This is a genomic window from Saccharothrix luteola, from assembly GCF_020859565.1.
Taxonomy (GTDB): Bacteria; Actinomycetota; Actinomycetes; order Mycobacteriales; family Pseudonocardiaceae; genus Actinosynnema; species Actinosynnema luteola.
The window spans coordinates 199,688-219,369 of sequence record NZ_JAJHUO010000016.1 but is presented as its reverse complement, the minus strand read 5'-3'; the positions used below and the strand labels follow the sequence as shown (position 1 = coordinate 219,369).

Here is a 19,682-nt window from a genome sequence, read left to right as displayed (position 1 = left end):
TCCACGGCATGGTCGACGTCCCCCCAACCGCGGTCCTGGTGCACAGCCCCTACCTCGGGCCCGCGAGCATGCGCCCGCTCGCCGACGCGCTGGCCGAACTCGGTCACCCCGTGGTGCTGCTCGACCTCCAGGTGACGGTCAACGCCGCGCCCGTCCACCAGCGGCTGCTCGGCGTCTTCGCCGACGCCGTGGAGGACTCCCTGGTCGAAGGCGACCTGGTGCTCGTGGGGCACAGCGGCGCCGGTCCGCTGCTGCCCGCGTTCGCCGACGCCCTGGAGACGCCCGTGCGCGGGCTGGTGTTCCTCGACGCCGAGCTGCCCACGCCGGGCCGGAGCTGGCGCGACGACGCGCCCGCCGAGCGGATGGCGCACCTCAAGACCATCGCGCGGGACGGGCTGATGCCGCGCTGGGACCTGTGGTTCGCGCCCGAGGTGCTGTCGGCGATGGTGCCGGACGTGCGGCTGCTGGAGGAGATCGTGGCCGAGGCGCCCGAGGTGCCGCTGGCGTTCCTGAAGGAGCCCCGGCCCACCGTGGCGTGGACCGGGCCGTGCTCGTACGTGAAGCTCAGCCCCGCCTACGACGCCGCCGCGGCGGCGGCACGTGAGCTCGGCTGGCCCGTGGTGGAGCTGGACAGCCACCACCTCGGCGCGGTGACCTCACCCCGCGAGGTGGCGCAGACCCTCGTGCCGCTGCTCAGCAGACCGTGAGGATCTCCGCGCCGTCCGCGGTGACCACGACGGTGTGCTCGAACTGGGCGGTCCAGCTCTTGTCGCGGGTGGTGACCGTCCAGCCGTCGTCCCACAGGTCGTGCTCGATGCCGCCGAGGGTGATCATCGGCTCGATGGTGAACGTCATGCCCTCTTCGATCACCGTGGGCACGTGCGGCGCGTCGTAGTGCAGCACGACCAGGCCGCTGTGGAAGGTGCGGCCGATGCCGTGACCGGTGAAGTCGCGCACCACGCCGTAGCCGAAGCGGTTGGCGTAGGACTCGATGACGCGGCCGACCACGTTGAGCTGCCGTCCCGGCTTGACCGCCTTGATGGCGCGCATCGTGGCCTCGTGGGTGCGCTCGACCAGGAGGCGGGCCTCCTCGCTCACCTCGCCGGCGAGGAAGGTGGCGTTCGTGTCGCCGTGCACGCCGCCGATGTAGGCGGTGACGTCGACGTTGACGATGTCACCGTCCTCGACCACGGTCGTGTCGGGGATGCCGTGGCAGATGACCTCGTTCAGCGAGGTGCAGCAGGACTTGGGGAAACCGCGGTAGCCGAGCGTGGACGGGTACGCGCCGTTGTCGCACAGGAACTCGTGCGCGACCGCGTCGATCTCGTCGGTTGTCACGCCGGGCACGATCACCTTGCCCGCCTCCTGCAACGCCTGCGCCGCCAGTCTGCCCGCGACGCGCATCGCCTCGATCACCTCGGGCGGCTGCACCCAGGGATCGGTGTTGCGCTTGGGTTCGGGTCGGTCGACGTACTCGGGCCGCTCGATCTGGGCGGGCACCGGACGGCGCGGGGACAGCACACCTGGCTGGAGGACGGCACGCACGGACATGCCCTCCAGATTACGGCTCAGCGTGACGGGGCATGCGCCACGTGTCCGTTACGCGGTCGCTCCAGGTCACCAACGCTCCTCCACGCGCCTCCGGAGCACCACCTCGGACCGTCGAGGTGGTGCGGCCGGTTCGGTGGTCGGATCCTGCTCGAACCGGGCCTGGGTGGGGATGTGGCAGTCGCCGGGCCGTTCAGCCCAGCGCGGCCAGGAAGCGGGCCGAGGCGTCGACCGCGGGTGCGGAGCTGTTCGTGCCCAGGAGCAGGGTCGCGAACGCGATGTCGCCGCGGTAGCCGACGAACCAGCCGTGCGAGTTCGTGCCGTCGCCGAACTGCGCCGTGCCCGTCTTGCCCCGCACGTCCCCGTAGGGCTTGAGCTGCGGCGCGGTGCCGGTGTCGACCACTTCCCGCATCATCGCCCGCAACGGCTCCAGCACGGCGGGCGCCGGTGGGGTCGGGGTGTGGTCCACCTTCGTCTCCCGGCCCTTCAGCAGCGTGGGCACCGGCATCTTGCCCGTCGCCGTCGTCGCCGCCACCAGGGCCATGCCGAACGGGCTCGCCAGCAGCTTGCCCTGGCCGAACCCGTCCTCCGCCCGCTCCACCACGTCGGTGGCGGGCGGCACGGAGCCGGTGATCGTGGTGATCGCCGGGATCTCGAAGTCGACCCCGAGGCCGAACGAGTCCGCCGCCTTGGTCAGCGCGTCCGGCGCCATCCCGGCCGCGAGCTGCGCGAACGTCGTGTTGCACGAGAACGCGAACGCCGAGTGCAGCGGGATCGTGCCCTTGTCGAACTCGTGGTCGTTCGGCACGACCCGGCGACCGTCGATCACCGCCTTGCCAGGGCACGGCAGCGGGCTGTCCGCCGTCGCCTGCCCGGACGACAGGGCCGCCGCCGCCGTCACGATCTTGAACGTCGACCCCGGCGGGTAACGGCCGCTCAGCGCCATCGGGCCCTCGGCGTCGGCCGGCTCGTTCTGCGCCACCGCCAGGATGTCGCCGGTCGACGCCTGCAACGCCACCAGCATCGCGGCCTGCGGCACGGGCTCCAGCGCGTCCTCCGCCGCCACCTGCACGCCCCGGCTCAACGCGGTCGAGATCGCCTGCGCCGGCTCCGGCGCCTGCTCGTGCAGCGTCTCCACCTCGTCACCGGCCGCGTTCACCGTGTAGACGCGCAGCCCGGCCTTGCCCGCGATCTCCTCCTCCACCGCCTTGCGCACGGCGGGCAGCACCTGCGAGCCGAACGTGCGCGACGGCGCCAGCAGGCTCGTCTGCGTGGTGAACCGCACCCCCGGCAGCTCGTAGATCGCGGCCTTCACGGTCCGGTAGTCCGCGTCGCGCAGCGCGGCCACCTGGTAGACCTGCCCGGCGGGCACCTTCGACACCCCGTCCATGATCGCCGGCTGGGTGATCGAGGGGTCGATCGGCGTCAGCGCCGCGGCCAGCGCACCGGCCACCGCGTTGACGTCACCGGCCTCCTGGGCGTTGAGCAGGATCGACACGACCTGCTCCGGCGCGAGCAGGGGCGTGCCGTCCCGGTCCAGCACGGGCGCCAGCGCGGGCTTCACGTCGGCCACGCCGAGCGACTGCTGCACGGCGAGCTTCGGGTGCACGACCGACGGCGCCCAGTGCACCTTCCAGTCGTCCTCCTCGCGCCGCAGGTCGAACTTCGTCTGGTAGCTCCACGCGTGGTCGTGCCCGAGGTCCCAGTCCAGCTGCGCGGTCGCGTCGGCGGTGGTCGACTCGCCCGCCGAGCGCACCTGCTCGACCTTCGTGGTCAGGCCCTCGGGCTTGAGCACCTCGCGGACCTTGCCCAGCACGTCCTTCGCGCCACCCGGGTCGTCGGTCAGGCCGGCCGCGCCGTCGACGTCACCGGCGGCGAGCTTGGCCAGGAAATCGCCCGCCACCTGGTCCGGACCTGGACGGGACGAGAACAGGCCGCAGCCGCTGACGAGCAGCAGGACCACCCCGGGAAGGACCAAGCGGGACAGGGACGGCTTGCGCGCGATCACGGCGCCGAGTATGCCCGGTGCGGCCGGCCGCACGCCGCGACGGTCTCAGAACAGCACGGTCGCGTACTGGCCGACCTGGGAGAACCCGATCTTGCGGTACGCCGCCTTGGCCACGTCGTTGTAGGAGTTCACGTACAGCGACGCGGTCCGGCCCAGGGTCCTGACCAGGTGTTCGGCCACCGCCGCGGTGCCCGCCGCGCCGATGCCGCACCCACGGCGGTCCGGCCGCACCCACACGCCCTGGATCTGGCCGACCTGCGCCGACATGGCCCCGATCTCGGCCTTGAACACCACGTCGCCGCCCTCGAACCGGGCGAACGCCCGCCCGCCCGCGATCAGCTCGGCCACCCGTGCCCGGTAGGACACGCCGCCGTCCTCGGCGCACGGGTCGACGCCGACCTCCTCGATGAACATGGCGATCGCGGCGGGCAGGTACCGGTCGAGCTCGTCCGGCCGGACCGGCCGCACGAGCGGGTCCAGCGGGATCGACGGGCTGCCGCCCAACGCCATCAACGGCTGGTCGGCGCGCACCTCGCGGGCCGGTCCCCAGTCCGGGGACAGCTCCTCCCACAGGCCGAGCACCTGCTCGGCGGGCCCGACCAGCGACGAGCACATGCGGCCCCGGCGGCGGGCGCGGTCGGCGAAGCCGCGCAGCGCCTGCGCGTTGCCGCGCAGCGGGATGAGGTTCGGACCGGCGAAGCACAGCGCGTCGACCCGGCCGCCGCGCAGCGACCGGTGGTCGTACGCCCACACCTCGCCGCCGAGCCGCCACGGGTCGAGACCCGCGACCTCGACCCGTGCGGCGACCATGCAGGACGCCACCGGGTCGGCCGCGAGCACGGCGAGAACCTCGGTCAGGTCCCGCTCGTCGAGCAAGCGCGCGCCAGCCAACCTCAGCACGCCGTCAAGCCTGCCAGATCGACGGCGTTACCCGCGCGTCCGCCACCCGCTCAGCCGACTGCCGGCCCACTCCCGGCCGCCCTCAGCCGACCGTGACGACCGGTTCGCCGCCCTCGGCGGTCTCGCCCATCTCCTCGGCGATCCGCATCGCCTCTTCGATCAGGGTCTCCACGATCTGGTGCTCCGGCACGGTCTTGACGACCTTGCCCTTCACGAAGATCTGACCCTTGCCGTTGCCCGAGGCGACACCGAGGTCGGCCTCGCGCGCCTCACCGGGCCCGTTCACCACGCAGCCCATCACGGCGACCCGCAGCGGCACCTCCATGCCCTCCAGACCGGCCGTGACCTGCTCCGCCAACGTGTAGACGTCGACCTGGGCGCGACCGCAGGACGGGCACGACACGATCTCCAGCTTGCGCGGGCGCAGGTTGAGCGACTGGAGGATCTGGTGCCCGACCTTCACCTCCTCGACCGGGGGAGCCGACAGCGAGACGCGGATCGTGTCGCCGATGCCCTGCCGCAACAACGCGCCGAAGGCCACCGCCGACTTGATCGTGCCCTGGAACGCCGGGCCCGCCTCCGTCACGCCCAGGTGCAACGGGTAGTCGCACTGCTCGGCCAGCAGCTCGTACGCCCGGATCATCACCACCGGGTCGTTGTGCTTCACCGAGATCTTCAAGTCGTGGAAGTCGTGCTCGGCGAACAACGACGCCTCCCACAGCGCCGACTCCGCCAGCGCCTCGGGCGTCGCCTTGCCGTACTTCGCCATCAACCGCGGGTCCAACGACCCCGCGTTCACACCGATCCGGATCGGCGTGCCGTGGTCCCGGGCCGCCGCCGCGATCTCCTTGACCTTGTCGTCGAACTTCTTGATGTTCCCGGGGTTCACCCGCACCGCCGCGCACCCGGCCTCGATCGCCGCGAACACGTACTTCGGCTGGAAGTGGATGTCCGCGATCACCGGGATCTGCGACTTCTTCGCGATCGCCGCCAGCGCGTCCGCGTCGTCCTGCGACGGGCACGCCACCCGCACGATGTCGCAGCCCGCCGCCGTCAGCTCCGCGATCTGCTGGAGCGTGGCGTTCACGTCCGCCGTCACCGTGGTCGTCATGGACTGCACCGAGACGGGGAACTCACTGCCGACACCGACCGAACCCACCATGAGCTGGCGGGTCTTGCGCCGCTCCGACAACACCGGAGGAGGCATCGCCGGCAGGCCGAGCATGACGCCGTCACTCATGAACTACGCACCTCTCACTGTGATCACTGGAAGAGCTTGATCGGGTTGACGATGTCCGCGGTGATCGTCAGCAGCGTGACCGATCCGCCGACGAAGATCACGAAGTAGGTCAGCGGCAACAGTCGCAGGTAGTTGACCGGTGCGCCATCCGGAAGGCCGCGCAGCTTCCGGATCCAGTTTCGCACCCGTTCGTACAGGTTGACGGCGATGTGACCACCGTCAAGCGGCAGCAGCGGCAGGAGGTTGAACACACCCACGAAGAAGTTCAGACCCGCCAGCATCAGCCAGAACAGCTGCCACAGGCCCCGGTCGACCGCCTCGCCGCCGAGCCTGCTCGCGCCGACCACGCTGACCGGGCTGTCGATGTCGCGCTCGCCGCCGCCGATGGCCTCGATCACGGCCGGGATCTTCTTCGGGAAGTTGATCAGGCCGCGCCAGGTGTTCTCGAACATCGTGCCGGTGAACTGGGTCGCGCCGCCGATCGCGGTGAACGCGTTGTACTCGAAGTTGCGCTGCTGGATGACGCCGATCGCGCCGACCTGCTCCTTGTAGCGCGTGCCGTCCTTGCGCTCCATCTCGCGCTCGACGCGGGCGACGTCGGCGGTGAGGGTCAGCTCTTCGCCGTCGCGGAGCACCTTGAACTCCGTCGTGCCGGTCCGCTCGCGCGTCTTCGTCAGCACGTCTGCCCAGGTGGGCGTGGCCGCGCCCGCCACGGCCACGATCTCGTCGCCCGCCTGGAAGCCCGCGTCCTTGGCCGGCGACGGCGCACCGGGCGCGCACTCGGCGTCGGTGCTGCTCTGCACGCACGGCGCGACCTCGGCGATGAGCGCGCTGTCCCGCAGGTTCGGGATGCCCATGGTGAAGGCCATGAAGTACAGGATGATGAAGCCCACGATGAAGTGGGTAATGGAGCCCGCGGACAGGACCACCACGCGCTTCCAGGTCTTCTGCCGGTTGAACGCGCGGTGCCGGTCCTCGGGCGCGACCTCCTCCAGCGCGGTCATGCCGGTGATCTCGCAGAAGCCGCCCGCCGGGATCGCCTTGAGGCCGTACTCGGTCTCACCGCGGCGGAAGGACCAGATCTTCGGCCCGAACCCGATGAAGTACCGGGTCACCTTCATCCCGAACATCTTCGCGGTGGCCAGGTGGCCGAGCTCGTGCAGCGCGATCGAGATGCCGATGAGCAGGGCGAACAGCAGAATGCCCAGGAAAACGAGCACGTCAGTCCCTTCCAGACCCCACCGAAGTGGCCACGAGTTCCCGCGCCCGCGCCCGGGCCCATTGCTCCGCCGCGAGGACTTCGTCGACGTCGACCGGCTCGTGCGCCCAGCCGTCCGCCTCCGCGAGCACTCCCGCCACAGTGTCCACGATGGAGGTGAACGAGGTGCCGCCGCCGAGGAAGACCGCGACCGCTTCCTCGTTCGCCGCGTTGTAGATCGCGGGCAGGCAGCCACCGCCGGAGCCCGCCTGCCTGGCCAGCCTCACCGCCGGGAACGTCTCGTCGTCCAGCGGCTCGAACGTCCACGCCGTCGCCACGTCGAAAGTACACGCGGCGGCGGCGCCGGGGATCCGGTCGGGCCAGCCCAGCGCCAGCGCGATCGGCAGCTTCATGTCCGGTGGGCTGGCCTGGGCGAGCGTGGAGCCGTCGGTGAAGGTGACCATCGAGTGCACGACCGACTGCGGGTGCACGACCACGTCGATGCGGTCGTAGGGCACGCCGAACAGCAGCTGCGCCTCGATCAGCTCCAGCCCCTTGTTGACCAGGGTGGACGAGTTGACGGTGATGACGGGCCCCATCGACCACGTGGGGTGCGCCATGGCCTCACGCGCGGTGACGTCGGCGAGGTCCGCGCGGGTGCGACCGCGGAACGGGCCGCCGGAGGCGGTGAGGACGAGCTTGGCCACCTCGTCGGGCCGACCGCCGCGCAGGCACTGGGCCAGCGCGGAGTGCTCGGAGTCGACCGGCACGATCTGGCCCGGCTTGGCCGCCTTGAGCACGAGCGGACCGCCCGCGATCAGCGATTCCTTGTTGGCCAGGGCGAGCGTCGCGCCCGCCTTGAGCGCGTGCAGCGTCGGCGCCAGGCCGATCGAGCCGGTGATGCCGTTGAGCACCACGTCGGCGGGGGTGGAGTCGACCAGGTCGGTCATCGCGGTCGGGCCGGCCAGGATGCGCGGCAGCTTGAACGCGCCCTGCGCGTAGCCCCGCTTCTGCGCCTCGGCGTAGAGGGCGAGCGTGACGTCCTCGACCGCGGTGGCCCGGGCGACGGCCACGGCCTGGACCCCGAACTCGACGGCCTGCGCGGCGAGGGCGGCCGGGTCCGCGCCGCCGGCGGCCAGTCCGACCACGGTGAACCGGTCGCGGTTGGCGGCGATGACGTCGAGGGCCTGGGTGCCGACCGACCCGGTCGACCCGAGTACCAGGACCGTGCGTGGTGTGCTCATCACCGACCATTGTTCCCGAGCCGTCCTGATAGCCCGCACAGCGGTACTTCGATAACAGAACGGTAACAGGGGCGTGGTCTCACTCGAACGTGGGCATTCCTCGATCAAGCGCCCGACGGATCCGCCCGTCGCGGCCATCAGGAAGGAGAGCCCCCGTGGGCATCTTGGGTTGGATCGTCCTCGGCCTCATCGCGGGTGCCATCGCCAAGGCCATCATGCCAGGTCGGGACCCCGGCGGCATCATCATCACGATGCTGCTCGGCATTGTCGGCGCCATCATCGGCGGTTTCGTCGGCCAGGCCATCTTCGGGACCAACATCAACACGTTCTTCGACCTGAGCACTTGGCTGCTCGCCATCCTCGGCTCGCTGATCGTGCTGGGCGTGTACCGGATGGTGACCGGCAACCGCGGCAACCGTGCCCGGGCATGACGACGCTCGGAGCAGATGACCACTCCGGGTGTGCCCCGTCGAGAAATCGGCGGGGCACACCCATGTCACCACCTAGTTCGCCAGTCCCGCGTCGCGCGCCAGCAACGCCGCCTGCACCCGGTTCGTGAGCCCGAGCTTGGCCAACAGCCTGCTCACGTAGGTCTTCACGGTCGCCTCGCTCATGTGCAGCCGCTGCCCGACGTCGGCGTTCGACATCCCCAGCCCGAGCAGGGCCAGCACCTCGACCTCGCGTTCGGTCAGCCCTTCGACCTGGCGCATCGCCTCCTGTCGGCGCGGCTGACCCACCTGCGCGACCATGCCCACCACCCGGCTCGTCACCATGGGTGACAGGTAGGCCTCGCCCGAGTGAACGGCGCGCACGGCGCGTAGCAGCTCTTCCGGGGCGGAGTCCTTCAGCAGGAACCCGGCGGCGCCGTCGGACAGCGCCCGGACGATGTTGTCGTCCTCGCCGAACGTGGTGAGCATCACCACCCGCACCGAAGGCGCGACGCTCCGCAGCTCGCGTGCGGCGGCCAGGCCGTCCAGGCGGGGCATCCGGATGTCGAGCACGGCGACGTCCACCCGCCGTTCCAGGGCGATGCGGACCGCTTCCCGCCCGTCACCGGCCTCGGCGACCAGTTCGATGTCTTCGGCGGTGCCGAGGATGGCCTTGATGCCCGCGCGCATCAGCGGCTCGTCGTCGGCGATGAGGACCCGGATCACTGTCACAACTCCTGCAAGTGGGTGTTCTTCTCGACCAGCGTGCCGTCGGCGAAGCAGAACCGCACGATCTTGGTCGCCCGCGAGGAGTAGGTCTGCACGTCGGCCACGCGGTACTCGCACCGCGTTCCGGCGGGTTCGGGTTCGGCGTCGGAGTTGAGGTCGCCCAGCGGCGGCTCGGCCCCGCCCGGCAGCTTGGCCATCACCTCCGCCTCCGACTGCCCGACCGACACCGAGTCGTACAACTCCTCCGACACCACCTTGGTGACGGGCTGTGACCCGATCCACGTGTAGCCGCCGACGACCACCAGCACCACGATCCCGGCCAGCACGATCGAGCCGACGCCCGCCCACTTGCGGATGCCGGTGGGCTTGGCGGGTTCGGGCTGCTCCTCGTCGGACGGCTCGTCGCCCGCCGCGGCGGTGTCCTCGTACGGCAGCACGGCCGCGATGCGGAACCCGCCGGCCGGCAGCTCGCCCACGTGCAGCATGCCGCCCGCCAGCCGCACCCGCTCGCCGAGCCCGATCAGGCCGAAGCCGCCACCGCTGGGCAGCCTGGTCCGGGGCGGGTTGTTGCGCACCTCCACCACCAGCGCGTCCGGCTCGTACTTCACGGTCACCTGCACGCTCGCGCCCGGCGCGTGCTTGTTGGCGTTGGTCAGGCCCTCCTGGGCGATGCGGTACGCGGCGTGGCTGACCTTCGCGGGCAGCGGCACGGGCTGGCCGCCGCGGACCAGGCTGACCCGCACGCCTGCCCGCCGCGCGCCGTCGACCAGCTCGTCGATCGCGTCCACCGTCCGGCGCACCTGGTCCTCGTCCGGCTCCTCGTCGCGCCGCAGCACGCCGATGACGCCGCGCAGCTCCTCCATCGCGGTGAGGGCCGCGCTGCGCAGCACCTGCACGGCCTCGCGCTGGCGTTCGCCGAGCCCGGTGTCCATGGTCAGCGCGCCCGCGTGCACGGAGATGAGGCTGAGCCGGTGGCCGAGGCTGTCGTGCATGTCCTGCGCGATCCGGTTGCGCTCGCGCAGCCGCACCTGGCGCGACACCATCCGCCGCTCGCGCACCACCCGTTCCTCGCGTTCCTGCAACGCCGCGACCAGCGCGTTGCGCTGCGCGACGTACCGGCCGACCAGGAACGGCAGCGCCACGACCATGCAGTAGACGGTCAGCATCACCCACTGGCCGAACGGCCCGGACAGGCCGGGCGCGGACACGCCCCACGCGAACATGTGCAGCGCGAGCGCGAGGACGGCGGTGAGCAGCGAGCGCTGCCACGGCGCGATCCGGTAGCCGGCGGCGTAGGAGAGCATCACCACCAGCGCGATCCCGCCGTGCTCGGAGCTGAAGACGACCCACGTGGCCGCCAGCAGGGCCAGCGCGGGGAACAGCAGCCTGGACAGGTAGATGACCACGTACCCGGCGCCCAGGGCGATCATCGCCCAGCCGGACGCCCGCCAGTCGCCCGAGACCCAGCCGGGGAACACGTCCAGGCCGAGGAACACGACGACGGCCAGCACCTCGCGCCCGACGCGCCAGGGCGTGACCTGGCCGAGGCGTTCGGCGTGGGCGCGCAGGAACGCGGCGGGCGCCGCCCGGAGATCCGGCAGGGCGGGCCGGAGCCGCTGAACGACAGACGTCACAGGGGACCACGGTAAAGAACGAGCCGCCGGACGGCCGCGTTCATTGGTCTCGACCGCCTCCGACGAAAGTTGACGCAGGTGACGCGCGGCGGGCCCGCCAGGCGACCACGAGCACGCCGGCGATCAGCAGCGCCGCGCTCACCGCCACCATCACCGTCGACAGCGCGACGATCTCCGGCGACACGCCCCGGCGGCCGGCCTGGGCGTACACGAACACCGGCAGCGTGGTCGAGCCCACGCCGGTCAGGTAGCTGGAGGTCACCACGTCGTCGAACGACAGCAGGAACGCGAACGCCGCGCCCGCCGCCACCGCGGGCGCGACCAGCGGCAACGTGACCGTGCGGAACGCCACCAGCGGGCTCGCGCCGAGGTCGGCGGCGGCCTCTTCGAGCCGGTGGTCCATGCCCGCCACCCGCGACCGCACCACGACCACCACGAAGCTCACCGAGAACGCGACGTGCGCGGCCAGCAGCGCGCCGAACCCGAGCGGGATGCCCGCGAGCTTCACGCAGAACCCCAGCAACGCCACCCCCAGCACCACCTCGGGCACCACCAGCGGCAGGCTCAACAGCACCGTCCACGCGCCCCGGCCGGGGAACGCCCGCCGCAGGCCGAACGCGGCCAGCGTGCCGACGGCCGTGGCGACGACGGCGCTCGTCACCGCCAGCCGCAGGCTCAGCCCGAGCGCGTCGAGCACCCGCGAGTCGCCGAACAGCGCCACGTACCAGCGGACCGACAGGCCGGTGAGGCGGCTCAGCGACCGCGAGTCGTTGAAGGACACCAGCGCCAGCCACACGATCGGCGCGTAGAGGAACGCGAACACCAGCGCGGCGACGCCGCCCAGCGCCCACGGGCGGCGGTTCACAGCACGTCCTCCCCTCGCCGGCCGCGCGCCACCAGCACGACCACCACCAGGACCAGCAGCAACACCGCCATCGCCGACCCGAGCGGCCAGTTGTTGCCGCCGCGGAACTGGTCGTCGATCACGCTGCCGAACGTCGACTGCCCCACGCCGCCGAGCAGCTTCGGCGTGACGAAGTCACCGGCCGACGGCACGAAGACCAGCAACGACCCGGCCAGCACGCCCGGGAACACGCCCGGCAGGACCACCCGGAAGAACGTCGACGCCCGCCCGTGCCCCAGGTCGTAGGACGCCTCCACCAGCCGGTGGTCGAACCGCTCGCACGCCACGTACAAGGGAAGCACCATGAACGGCAGGAACCCGTAGGTCAGCCCCACCACCACCGCGCCGTGCGTCAGCAGGAACCCGCCGTCACGGCCCAGCCCCACGGCGCCCAGCAGCCGGTTGACCAGCCCCTCGCCGTCCAGCAGCGCCTTCCACGCGTAGATCCGGGCCAGGTAGCTCGACCAGAACGGCACCAGCACCGCCACCAGCAGCGCGGTCCGGTGCCGGCCGGCGTGCCGGGCGATGAACCAGGCCAGCGGGAAGCCCAGGACCAGGCACAACGCCGTCGTCACGCCCGCGTACGCCAGCGTGCGGCCGAAGATCGGCAGGAACGCCGGGTCCAGCGCGGTCGCGTAGGCCCGCAGCGTCCACGGCAGCACGGCCCGCGCCACCCCCGTGTCGCGGGTGGCGAAGCTGAACTGCACCACCAGCGCCAGCGGTGCGATCAGGAACAGGCCGAGCCACACCCCGGTCGGCGCGAGCAGACCGGTGGCGACCAGCCACCGCGGCCGGGCCATCAGCCGGTCTTGACCCTGGTCCACGCGTCGGCGTAGCGGGCCTCCACGTCCGCGCCGAGGTCCTTGGTGAACGGCAGCTTGGCCAGCTGCTCGTCCGACGGGTACACCAGCGGGTCGTTGAGCAGCTCCGGCTCGATCATGGGCTTCGCGGCCTCGTTCGGGCTGCCGTAGCGGATGGCGTTGGCCAGCGCCGCGCCGACCGACGGCTCCAGCACGTAGTCGATGAACCGGTGCGCGTTCTCCGCGTGCGGCGCGTCCTTGGGCACGCACAGCAGGTCGACGTAGGACAGGCCGCCCTCGACCGGGATCGCGTAGGCCAGGTCGTCGTTGGCGTCACGTGCCTGGAACGCGTCACCGGAGTACGCCTGCGCCAGCGGCGTCTGGCCCGAGGTCAGCGGCTCGATCACGTCCGAGGTGATCTGGCCGAGCTTCCCCTTGAGCTCCAGCAGCACCTCGACCGCCTCGGCGATCTGCCCGGCGTCGGTGGTGTTCGGGTCGTGGCCGAGCTTGAGCAGGCCGAGCGCCAGCGCGTCGCGCGCCTCGTCCAGGATCGTGGCGCGGCCCTGCGCGGCGGCCAGGTCGTAGGCCGAGAACCCGGTCACGTCGCCGAGCTGCGACTTCGAGTACGCCAGGCCGGTCGTGCCCCAGGCCCACGGCACGGAGTAGGCGTTGCCCGGGTCGTAGTCGGCCTCGGTGAACCGCTTGCCCAGGTTCGCCAGGTTCGGCAGCAGGTCGTGGTCCAGCGGCGTGAGCAGCCCGGAGCGCAGGAACCGGCGCAGGAAGTTGTCGCTCGGCACCACCAGGTCGTACCCGGCCGCGCCGGAGGCGACCTTGGCTTCCATCTCGTCGTTGGAGCTGAAGTTGTCGTAGGTGACCTCGATGCCCGAGGCGTCCTTGAAGCCGGACAACGTGTCGGGCGCGATGTAGTCGGTCCAGTTGTAGAGGTTGAGCTTCGGCTCGTCGACCGCGTTGCCCGCCTTCGCGCCCGACGTGGGCGCGCTGCTCGTGCCGGTCGGTGGCGCGTCGCCGACGCCGCACGCCCCGGTCGCGGCGAGGGCGAAGAACGCCGTCGACCGCAGCACGGTCCGGCGGGTCACCTTCGCGTCGGCGGGGTCCCAGAGTCGGGCGATCCGCAGTGTCCGCTCAGTCATCGGCGCTCCCCAGCAACACGGTGAAGTCGGGGTCCCAGGCCATCCGCACGGCCTGCCCCGGCGAGCCCGCGTCGGCGACGCGGCGGGTGTTCTGCACGAACGCGACCAGCTCCGCGCCGCCCGGCACGTCCACCACGTACTGCGTGGACACGCCCGCGTACACGACGTCCCGGACCGTGCCGGTGAGCACGCACCAGCCCGTCGGCGGTTCGTCGGCGAGGTCGTGCAGGTGCACTTTCTCCGGGCGCACGGTGGCCGCGACCGGCTGCCCGTGGCGGACCCGGTGGCCGTTCATCGGCGCCCTGAGGCCGGTGACGCCCGGCGCGTCGAGCACGACCCAGCGACCGTCCACACCGGACACCCGGGCGTCGAGGATGTTGGAGGTGCCGATGAAACCGGCGACGAACCGGGTGGCCGGGCGCTCGTAGACGTCCTCCGGGTAGCCGACCTGCGCCACCCTGCCCGCGTTCATCACGGCGACGCGGTGGGACAGCACCAGCGCCTCCTCCTGGTCGTGCGTGACGTAGAGGAACGTCGTGCCGACCTCGCGCTGGATGCGCATCAGCTCGATCTGCAACTCCTTGCGCAGCACCGCGTCCAACGCGCCGAGGGGCTCGTCCAGCAACAACAGCCGGGGCCCGGCCGCGAGGGCGCGGGCGATGGCGACGCGCTGCTGCTGGCCGCCGGAGAGCTGCGCGGGCCGTCGCTTCGCGTACCGCTCCAGCCGGACCAGCTCCAGGTGCTCCCCGACGACCTGCTTCAGCCGCGCGCCGCGCACGCCTTTGCGCTTGACGCCGTAGGCGACGTTGTCCCACACCGACATGTGCGGGAACAGCGCGTACGACTGGAAGACCGTGTTCACGTCACGCCGGTAGGGCGGCACGCCGACCACGTCCACCCCGTCCAGCTCGATCCGGCCCGCGGTCGGGTCCTCGAACCCGGCGATCATGCGCAGCAACGTCGTCTTGCCGCAGCCGGAGGGGCCGAGGACGGAGAAGAACTCGCCTTCGTGGATCCGCAACGTGACGTCGTCCACGGCGGTCTGGTCGGAGAAGCGCTTGGTGACGCCGTGCAGGCCGACTTCGACCGGCGCGAACGTGTCCGGCGTGCGGCCCTCGGCCGGGTGGAACCGTTCGGTCAACCTCGTCGCCCTTCTGGGCGACTGCGGCGCCCGTTCCGGCCTGGCGGGGTGCGATGCGGACACGCGGCGAACACGCGCGAGGGCCGAGGGTAGACGTCACGGCGGTGCCGCGCACCTCACGTCTCGGCCGGCGCGCGGGTGTGCGACGATGACGCCGTTGGTGAACGTGATCGGGCAGGAAGGTCGTGCGGCTGTGTCTTCGTCCTCGGAACTGGACAAGCGTCCGGCGGTCGACCTCCACGACGAGCCGTCGGCCGAGTGGGGTTGGCACGGCACCTTCCCCAAGGGCATCAAGATCGCGGGCTGGCTCTCCACCCTGGCGGTCTTCTCGCTGCTGATCGGCAACCACCACGGCCAGACCGAGAACCTCTGGGTGATCCTCACGGGCCTCACCATGGCCGCCCTGCTGATCTGGGACCAGGTCCGCAGCCGCACCTCCTGGCGCCGCTGACCCACCCCCGCACGTCAACGCGGCCGGTACACGTCGGCGCGGTGTTCGACGCGGAGCACGGTGACCTCACGTCGCTCGTCATCGATCTCGTAGAGCACTCGGAAGGCTCCACGCCGAGCCGAGTGGACACCCTCCAGTTCGTACCGCAGCGGCTTGCCGACGCGGTGGGGGTTGTCCAGCAACGTGTGTGTGATGAACTCGATCACCGCCGAGGCCACGCCCTCGGGCAACTTGTCCTGGATGATTCGCGCGGCACTGGCGGAAACCCGGAGATCGTAGGGCTGGGTCACAAGCGAGGCCGCAGGGCTCGAACGGCTTCCACGCCGCGAACCACTTCGCCACGGGCCACCTCGTCACGGCTTTCCCTGATCGCCGCCATCGCGTTCGGGTCGCTGAGGATCTCCAACGTCTCCTCGAGGGCCGCCAGATCCTCGTACCCGATCAGCACGGCCGCCGGCCGCCCGTTCCGGGTGACCACGACCCGTTCGTGCTCACGCTCGGCGCGATCGACGAACTCCGACAGGTGATCACGGACGGCACGCAGCGGTTCGACGGTCATGGCCACAATTGTGGCACACCCCCGGCGAGCAGCTCCACGCTCAACCCTCGGCGGCGAGCTGGCCGCACGCGGCGGCGATGTCCTGACCCCTCGTGTCACGCACGGTGCACGCGACGCCCTGCTCGTTGACCCGCCGGACGAACTCGCGCTCCACCGGCTTCGGCGACGCGTCCCACTTCGAGCCCGGCGTCGGGTTCAGCGGGATCACGTTGACGTGCACCAACTGGCCCAGGTGCCGACGCAGCAGCTTGCCCAGCATGTCCGCGCGCCACGGCTGGTCGTTGATGTCGCGGATCAGGGCGTACTCGATCGACACCCGCCGACCGGTGCGATCGGCGTAGCCGCGGGCCGCCTCCAGCACCTCGGCCACCTTCCACCGGGTGTTGACCGGCACCAACGTGTCGCGCAGCTCGTCGTCCGGCGTGTGCAGCGAGACCGCCAAGCGGACCTGGAGGTTCTCCTCGGTCAGCTTCCGGATCGCCGGCACCAGGCCCACCGTCGACACCGTCACCGAACGCTGGGAAATCCCCAGGCCATCCGGAGCCGGGTCGCAGATGCGGTGCACCGACTCGACCACCCGCTTGTAGTTGGCCAACGGCTCGCCCATGCCCATGAACACGATGTTCGACAGCCGTCCCGGCCCGCCGGGCAGCTCGCCGTCGCGCATGGCCGCCGCACCGCGCCGCACCTGGTCCACGATCTCCGCCGTGGACAGGTTCCGGGTCAGGCCGCCCTGCCCGGTCGCGCAGAACGGGCACGCCATGCCGCAGCCCGCCTGCGACGAGATGCACAGCGTGGCTCGGTCCGGGTAGCGCATCAGGACGCTCTCGACCAACGTGCCGTCGTGGGCGCGCAGCAACGTCTTGCGCGTCGTGCCGCCGTCGGCCTCGACGCTGCGCAGCTCCGTCCACAACGGCGGCATCAGGTCGGTCACCAGGCGTTCCCGCGCGGCGGCGGGGATGTCGGTCATCGCGTCGGGGTCGACGGTCAGCCGGCCGAAGTAGTGGTTCGACAGCTGCGCGGCGCGGAAGGGCTTCTCACCGAGTGCGGCGACGGCCTCTCGACGCTGGTCGGCGGAGAGGTCGGCGAGGTGGCGCGGCGGCAGCCCGCGCTTGGGCGCGTCGAAGACGAGGGGGAGGGCAGTCATAGCGCCCTCCAGTGTCCCACGCGCACGCCGCACCCATGACCACGCCGACTGCGATCGCCATCACCGTTGCATCGCGATACGTTCCGATATATCGTCGACACGTCGCAACCGATCGATACGAGGAGCATGAAGATGCGTTTCCACGGACACGGGCACCACGAACACCGACACCACCGCGAGCACGGCTTCGGCGACCCACGACAGGGGTTCGGCTTCGGCGGCGGCTTCGGCCGCGGCCCCTTCGGCGGTCCCCCGCCACCCCCCGAGCCGTTCGGCGGCCCTCCGATCCCGCCCGAGCCGCCCGGCTTCCGGGGGCACGGCCGGGGACGGGGTCGCGGCGGGAGGCAGCGCAAGGGCAACGTCCGCACGGCGGTCCTGGCACTGCTCGCCGAACGCCCCATGCACGGCTACGAGATGATCCAGGAGATCAGCGGCCGCACCGACGGCCTCTGGCGGCCCAGCCCCGGCTCGGTCTACCCGACCCTGCAGATGCTGGCCGACGAGGGCCTCGTCGCCTCCACCGAGGAGGCGGGCGGCAAGAAGCTGTTCACGCTGACCGAGACCGGTCGGGACACGGCCGCGAAGCTCGACGGCGCGCCGCCGTGGCAGCAGGTCAACGACGACCTCGACCAGCACGCGGCGAAGCTGCGCACGGCGGCACGGCACCTCGGCGCGGCCATGCAGCAGATGGCCCACGCGGGCACGCGTGAGCAGCAGGTGCGGGCCGTCGAGGTCCTCAGCGAGGCCCGCCGCAAGCTGTACGCGATCCTCGGCGAGCTCGACGTCGAGGAAGACGACCCGGAGGAGTGACCTACCAGCGGTCGTGGACCAGCGGCCGGATCAGCGAGTCGTACACGGCCCGCACCTCGTCCCGGTCCTGCTCCGACAGCGGCGCGAGGTCCGCGGCGGCCGAGTTGGCCCGAGCCTGCTCGGCGTTGCGGGCGCCGGGGATGACCACGGTGACGCCCGGCTGGTCCACGACCCACCGCAGCGCGAACTGCGCCATGGTCGCGCCGGAGGGCACGAGGGCGCGCAGCCGCTCCACCGCCTCCAGCCCGACCTCGAACGGCACGCCGGAGAACGTCTCGCCGACGTCGAACGCCTCACCGCCGCGGTTGTAGTTGCGGTGGTCGTCGGCGGAGAACGTGGTCGACGCGGTGTACTTGCCGGACAGCAGCCCCGAGGCGAGCGGAACGCGGGCGATGATCGCCACGCCCGCTTCCGCCGCCGCGGGCAGCACCCGCTCCAGCGGCTTGAGCCGCAGCGCGTTCAGGATGATCTGGACGCTCGCGACACCCGGCCGGGCGATCGCGGTCAGCGCCTCCTCGACGGTCTCCACGCTCACGCCGTAGGCGGCGACCCGCTTGGCCTCCACCAGCTCGTCGAGGGTGTCGAACACCTCGTCGGTCGAGTAGACCGGCGTCGGCGGGCAGTGCAGCTGGACCAGGTCGAGCGTGTCGACGCCGAGGTTGGCGCGCGACCGGTCGTTCCAGGCCAGGAAGTTCTCGCGGTTGTAGTTCTCCGGCGTCTGGTCGACGCGGCGGCCCATCTTGGTGGCCACCGTGATGCCCGCGTCGCCGCGCTCGCGGAGGAACTTGCCGATCAGCGTCTCGCTGCGGCCGTCGCCGTAGACGTCGGCGGTGTCGAAGAAGTTCACGCCGGTGTCGGCGGCGGCGTGCAGCACCGCCAGCGCGTCGGACTCCTCGACCTGGCCCCAGTCGGCGCCGAGCTGCCAGCAGCCGAGACCGATGACGCCGACCTGCCGACCGAACCTGCCCGCGTTCCTGTTCTCCACGCCCCGAATCCTAGGTGAGCGCGCTCAGGGCAGCACAATCCCGGCCGGCTTGCGCCTCACGTGGACGCGGTAACCGACCTCGAACGACAGGCCGGGCGTGCGTGCGATGGCCTTCTCCGCGACGGCCTCGGAGAACTCGATGCGCAACACCGCCTCCAGGTCCGCACGGCGTTCGAACCGCCACAGCGCGCGCACGCGTCGCAACGAGAACCCCTGATCCGCGAAGAACCGCTCCACGTCCACGGGGTTGTAGCGCGGCTCGTCGGCGCACAGCCACGGCCCGTAGGGCTCGGCCAGGCCGTCGAGGTCCACGATCGCGAGCGCGCCGCCCGGCCGAAGCACCCGGTCGGCCTCGCGCAGGCCCGGCTCGCAGCCGGGACCGAAGAAGTACGCCGTGCGCGCGTGCACCAGGTCCGCGGTCGCGTCGCGCAACGGCAGGCGTTGCGCCGGACCGGCCACCGCCTCGGCGTTCGGCACGTCCGCCACGCGTGCGCGAGCGCGCTGCACCAGCGGAGCGTGCGGCTCGACACCGATGACCGAACGCGCCTCCCGCGCGAACACCGGCAGGTGGAACCCGTCACCGCAGCCGACGTCGACCACGTCGCGGCCGGCCCAGTCGCACTGCTCGCGCAGCGCGCGCCAGATGGCCCCGTCCACGTCCTGGGCGCGGTTCTCGACCTCGTAGAGCTCGGGCCAGTGCCAGATGTTCGGGCTCGGCAGGACGTCGACAGGCCGGACGGCGGCCAACGCGGCGCGGACGAATCCCTTCACGGGACGACTCTAGAGCCGTAGCGTGATCGAGTAG

General features: G+C 71.5%; 21 protein-coding genes. 4 read left to right on the top strand and 17 right to left on the bottom strand.

Annotated features, from left to right (window positions below):
* Positions 1-8 precede the first annotated feature (8 nt).
* Positions 9-707, top strand: coding sequence for an alpha/beta fold hydrolase (locus tag LNK82_RS23215; protein ID WP_230567644.1), 699 nt, complete (start codon positions 9-11; stop codon positions 705-707).
* Here the strand turns inward: LNK82_RS23215 and map are convergent.
* From map to dxr, 6 genes are all read right to left on the bottom strand, one after another.
* Positions 694-1,551 (bottom strand): type I methionyl aminopeptidase, encoded by an 858-nt coding sequence (gene map / locus LNK82_RS23210; protein WP_230567645.1) that lies wholly within the window; start codon positions 1,549-1,551, stop codon positions 694-696. The genes LNK82_RS23215 and map overlap by 14 nt on opposite strands.
* A gap of 190 nt (positions 1,552-1,741) precedes the next feature.
* A complete protein-coding gene (locus LNK82_RS23205; protein ID WP_230567646.1) occupies positions 1,742-3,556 on the bottom strand; it encodes a penicillin-binding transpeptidase domain-containing protein in 1,815 nt (604 codons plus the stop codon).
* Between the two features lie 45 nt (positions 3,557-3,601).
* The gene (locus LNK82_RS23200) at positions 3,602-4,456 is read right to left on the bottom strand and encodes a GNAT family N-acetyltransferase (RefSeq protein ID WP_230567647.1); all 855 of its coding nucleotides are present in this window, start codon (positions 4,454-4,456) and stop codon (positions 3,602-3,604) included.
* An 82-nt stretch (positions 4,457-4,538) separates the two neighbouring features.
* On the bottom strand, positions 4,539-5,696 hold the full coding sequence (gene ispG / locus LNK82_RS23195; RefSeq protein ID WP_230567648.1) for a flavodoxin-dependent (E)-4-hydroxy-3-methylbut-2-enyl-diphosphate synthase: 1,158 nt from the start codon (positions 5,694-5,696) through the stop codon (positions 4,539-4,541).
* Between the two features lie 23 nt (positions 5,697-5,719).
* Positions 5,720-6,916 carry a M50 family metallopeptidase gene (locus tag LNK82_RS23190; RefSeq protein WP_230567649.1) on the bottom strand — a complete coding sequence of 399 codons (1,197 nt, stop codon included), beginning with the start codon at positions 6,914-6,916 and terminating at the stop codon, positions 5,720-5,722.
* Position 6,917: 1 nt separating this feature from the next.
* A complete protein-coding gene (gene dxr, locus LNK82_RS23185; protein ID WP_230567650.1) occupies positions 6,918-8,138 on the bottom strand; it encodes a 1-deoxy-D-xylulose-5-phosphate reductoisomerase in 1,221 nt (406 codons plus the stop codon).
* A 155-nt stretch (positions 8,139-8,293) separates the two neighbouring features.
* Between dxr and LNK82_RS23180 the strand changes: the two genes are divergently transcribed.
* Positions 8,294-8,569: a GlsB/YeaQ/YmgE family stress response membrane protein gene (locus tag LNK82_RS23180; protein ID WP_230567651.1), complete on the top strand. Its 276-nt coding sequence runs from the start codon at positions 8,294-8,296 to the stop codon at positions 8,567-8,569.
* Between the two features lie 72 nt (positions 8,570-8,641).
* Here LNK82_RS23180 and LNK82_RS23175 read toward each other — a convergent pair whose 3' ends face one another.
* The 6 genes from LNK82_RS23175 to LNK82_RS23150 are packed head-to-tail and all read right to left on the bottom strand — an operon-like array spanning position 8,642 to position 14,925.
* On the bottom strand, positions 8,642-9,292 hold the full coding sequence (locus LNK82_RS23175) for a response regulator (protein ID WP_230567652.1): 651 nt from the start codon (positions 9,290-9,292) through the stop codon (positions 8,642-8,644).
* A gap of 2 nt (positions 9,293-9,294) precedes the next feature.
* The gene (locus LNK82_RS23170) at positions 9,295-10,929 is read right to left on the bottom strand and encodes a sensor histidine kinase (RefSeq protein ID WP_230567653.1); all 1,635 of its coding nucleotides are present in this window, start codon (positions 10,927-10,929) and stop codon (positions 9,295-9,297) included.
* 40 nt (positions 10,930-10,969) lie between these two features.
* Entirely contained in the window at positions 10,970-11,794 is an 825-nt protein-coding gene (locus tag LNK82_RS23165) for an ABC transporter permease (RefSeq protein WP_230567654.1), read from the bottom strand.
* On the bottom strand, positions 11,791-12,657 hold the full coding sequence (locus LNK82_RS23160; protein ID WP_230567655.1) for an ABC transporter permease: 867 nt from the start codon (positions 12,655-12,657) through the stop codon (positions 11,791-11,793). Before LNK82_RS23160 ends, LNK82_RS23165 begins: the two co-directional genes overlap by 4 nt.
* The gene (locus tag LNK82_RS23155) at positions 12,633-13,784 is read right to left on the bottom strand and encodes a polyamine ABC transporter substrate-binding protein (RefSeq protein ID WP_230567656.1); all 1,152 of its coding nucleotides are present in this window, start codon (positions 13,782-13,784) and stop codon (positions 12,633-12,635) included. The genes LNK82_RS23160 and LNK82_RS23155 overlap by 25 nt, the downstream gene beginning before the upstream one ends.
* Positions 13,777-14,925: an ABC transporter ATP-binding protein gene (locus LNK82_RS23150; protein WP_230567657.1), complete on the bottom strand. Its 1,149-nt coding sequence runs from the start codon at positions 14,923-14,925 to the stop codon at positions 13,777-13,779. Before LNK82_RS23150 ends, LNK82_RS23155 begins: the two co-directional genes overlap by 8 nt.
* Before the next feature lie 193 nt (positions 14,926-15,118).
* Between LNK82_RS23150 and LNK82_RS23145 the strand changes: the two genes are divergently transcribed.
* Positions 15,119-15,376, top strand: a complete 258-nt coding sequence (locus LNK82_RS23145; protein WP_230567658.1) for a DUF2631 domain-containing protein — start codon at positions 15,119-15,121, stop codon at positions 15,374-15,376.
* Positions 15,377-15,390: 14 nt separating this feature from the next.
* On the opposite strand, the gene LNK82_RS23140 is transcribed toward LNK82_RS23145, so the two are convergent.
* The 3 genes from LNK82_RS23140 to rlmN are packed head-to-tail and all read right to left on the bottom strand — an operon-like array spanning position 15,391 to position 17,082.
* Entirely contained in the window at positions 15,391-15,606 is a 216-nt protein-coding gene (locus tag LNK82_RS23140) for a type II toxin-antitoxin system RelE family toxin (RefSeq protein WP_230567659.1), read from the bottom strand.
* 56 nt (positions 15,607-15,662) lie between these two features.
* The gene (locus tag LNK82_RS23135; protein WP_230567660.1) at positions 15,663-15,935 is read right to left on the bottom strand and encodes a type II toxin-antitoxin system Phd/YefM family antitoxin; all 273 of its coding nucleotides are present in this window, start codon (positions 15,933-15,935) and stop codon (positions 15,663-15,665) included.
* Positions 15,936-15,975: 40 nt separating this feature from the next.
* Positions 15,976-17,082, bottom strand: coding sequence for a dual-specificity RNA methyltransferase RlmN (gene rlmN, locus LNK82_RS23130; protein WP_230567661.1), 1,107 nt, complete (start codon positions 17,080-17,082; stop codon positions 15,976-15,978).
* A gap of 132 nt (positions 17,083-17,214) precedes the next feature.
* Here rlmN and LNK82_RS23125 point away from each other — a divergent pair, with 132 nt between their 5' ends.
* Positions 17,215-17,892, top strand: a complete 678-nt coding sequence (locus tag LNK82_RS23125) for a PadR family transcriptional regulator (RefSeq protein ID WP_230567662.1) — start codon at positions 17,215-17,217, stop codon at positions 17,890-17,892.
* Between the two features lies 1 nt (position 17,893).
* Here LNK82_RS23125 and LNK82_RS23120 read toward each other — a convergent pair whose 3' ends face one another.
* Positions 17,894-18,877, bottom strand: a complete 984-nt coding sequence (locus LNK82_RS23120) for an aldo/keto reductase (RefSeq protein WP_230567663.1) — start codon at positions 18,875-18,877, stop codon at positions 17,894-17,896.
* Positions 18,878-18,901: 24 nt separating this feature from the next.
* A complete protein-coding gene (locus tag LNK82_RS23115; protein WP_230567664.1) occupies positions 18,902-19,648 on the bottom strand; it encodes a class I SAM-dependent methyltransferase in 747 nt (248 codons plus the stop codon).
* Positions 19,649-19,682 lie beyond the last annotated feature (34 nt).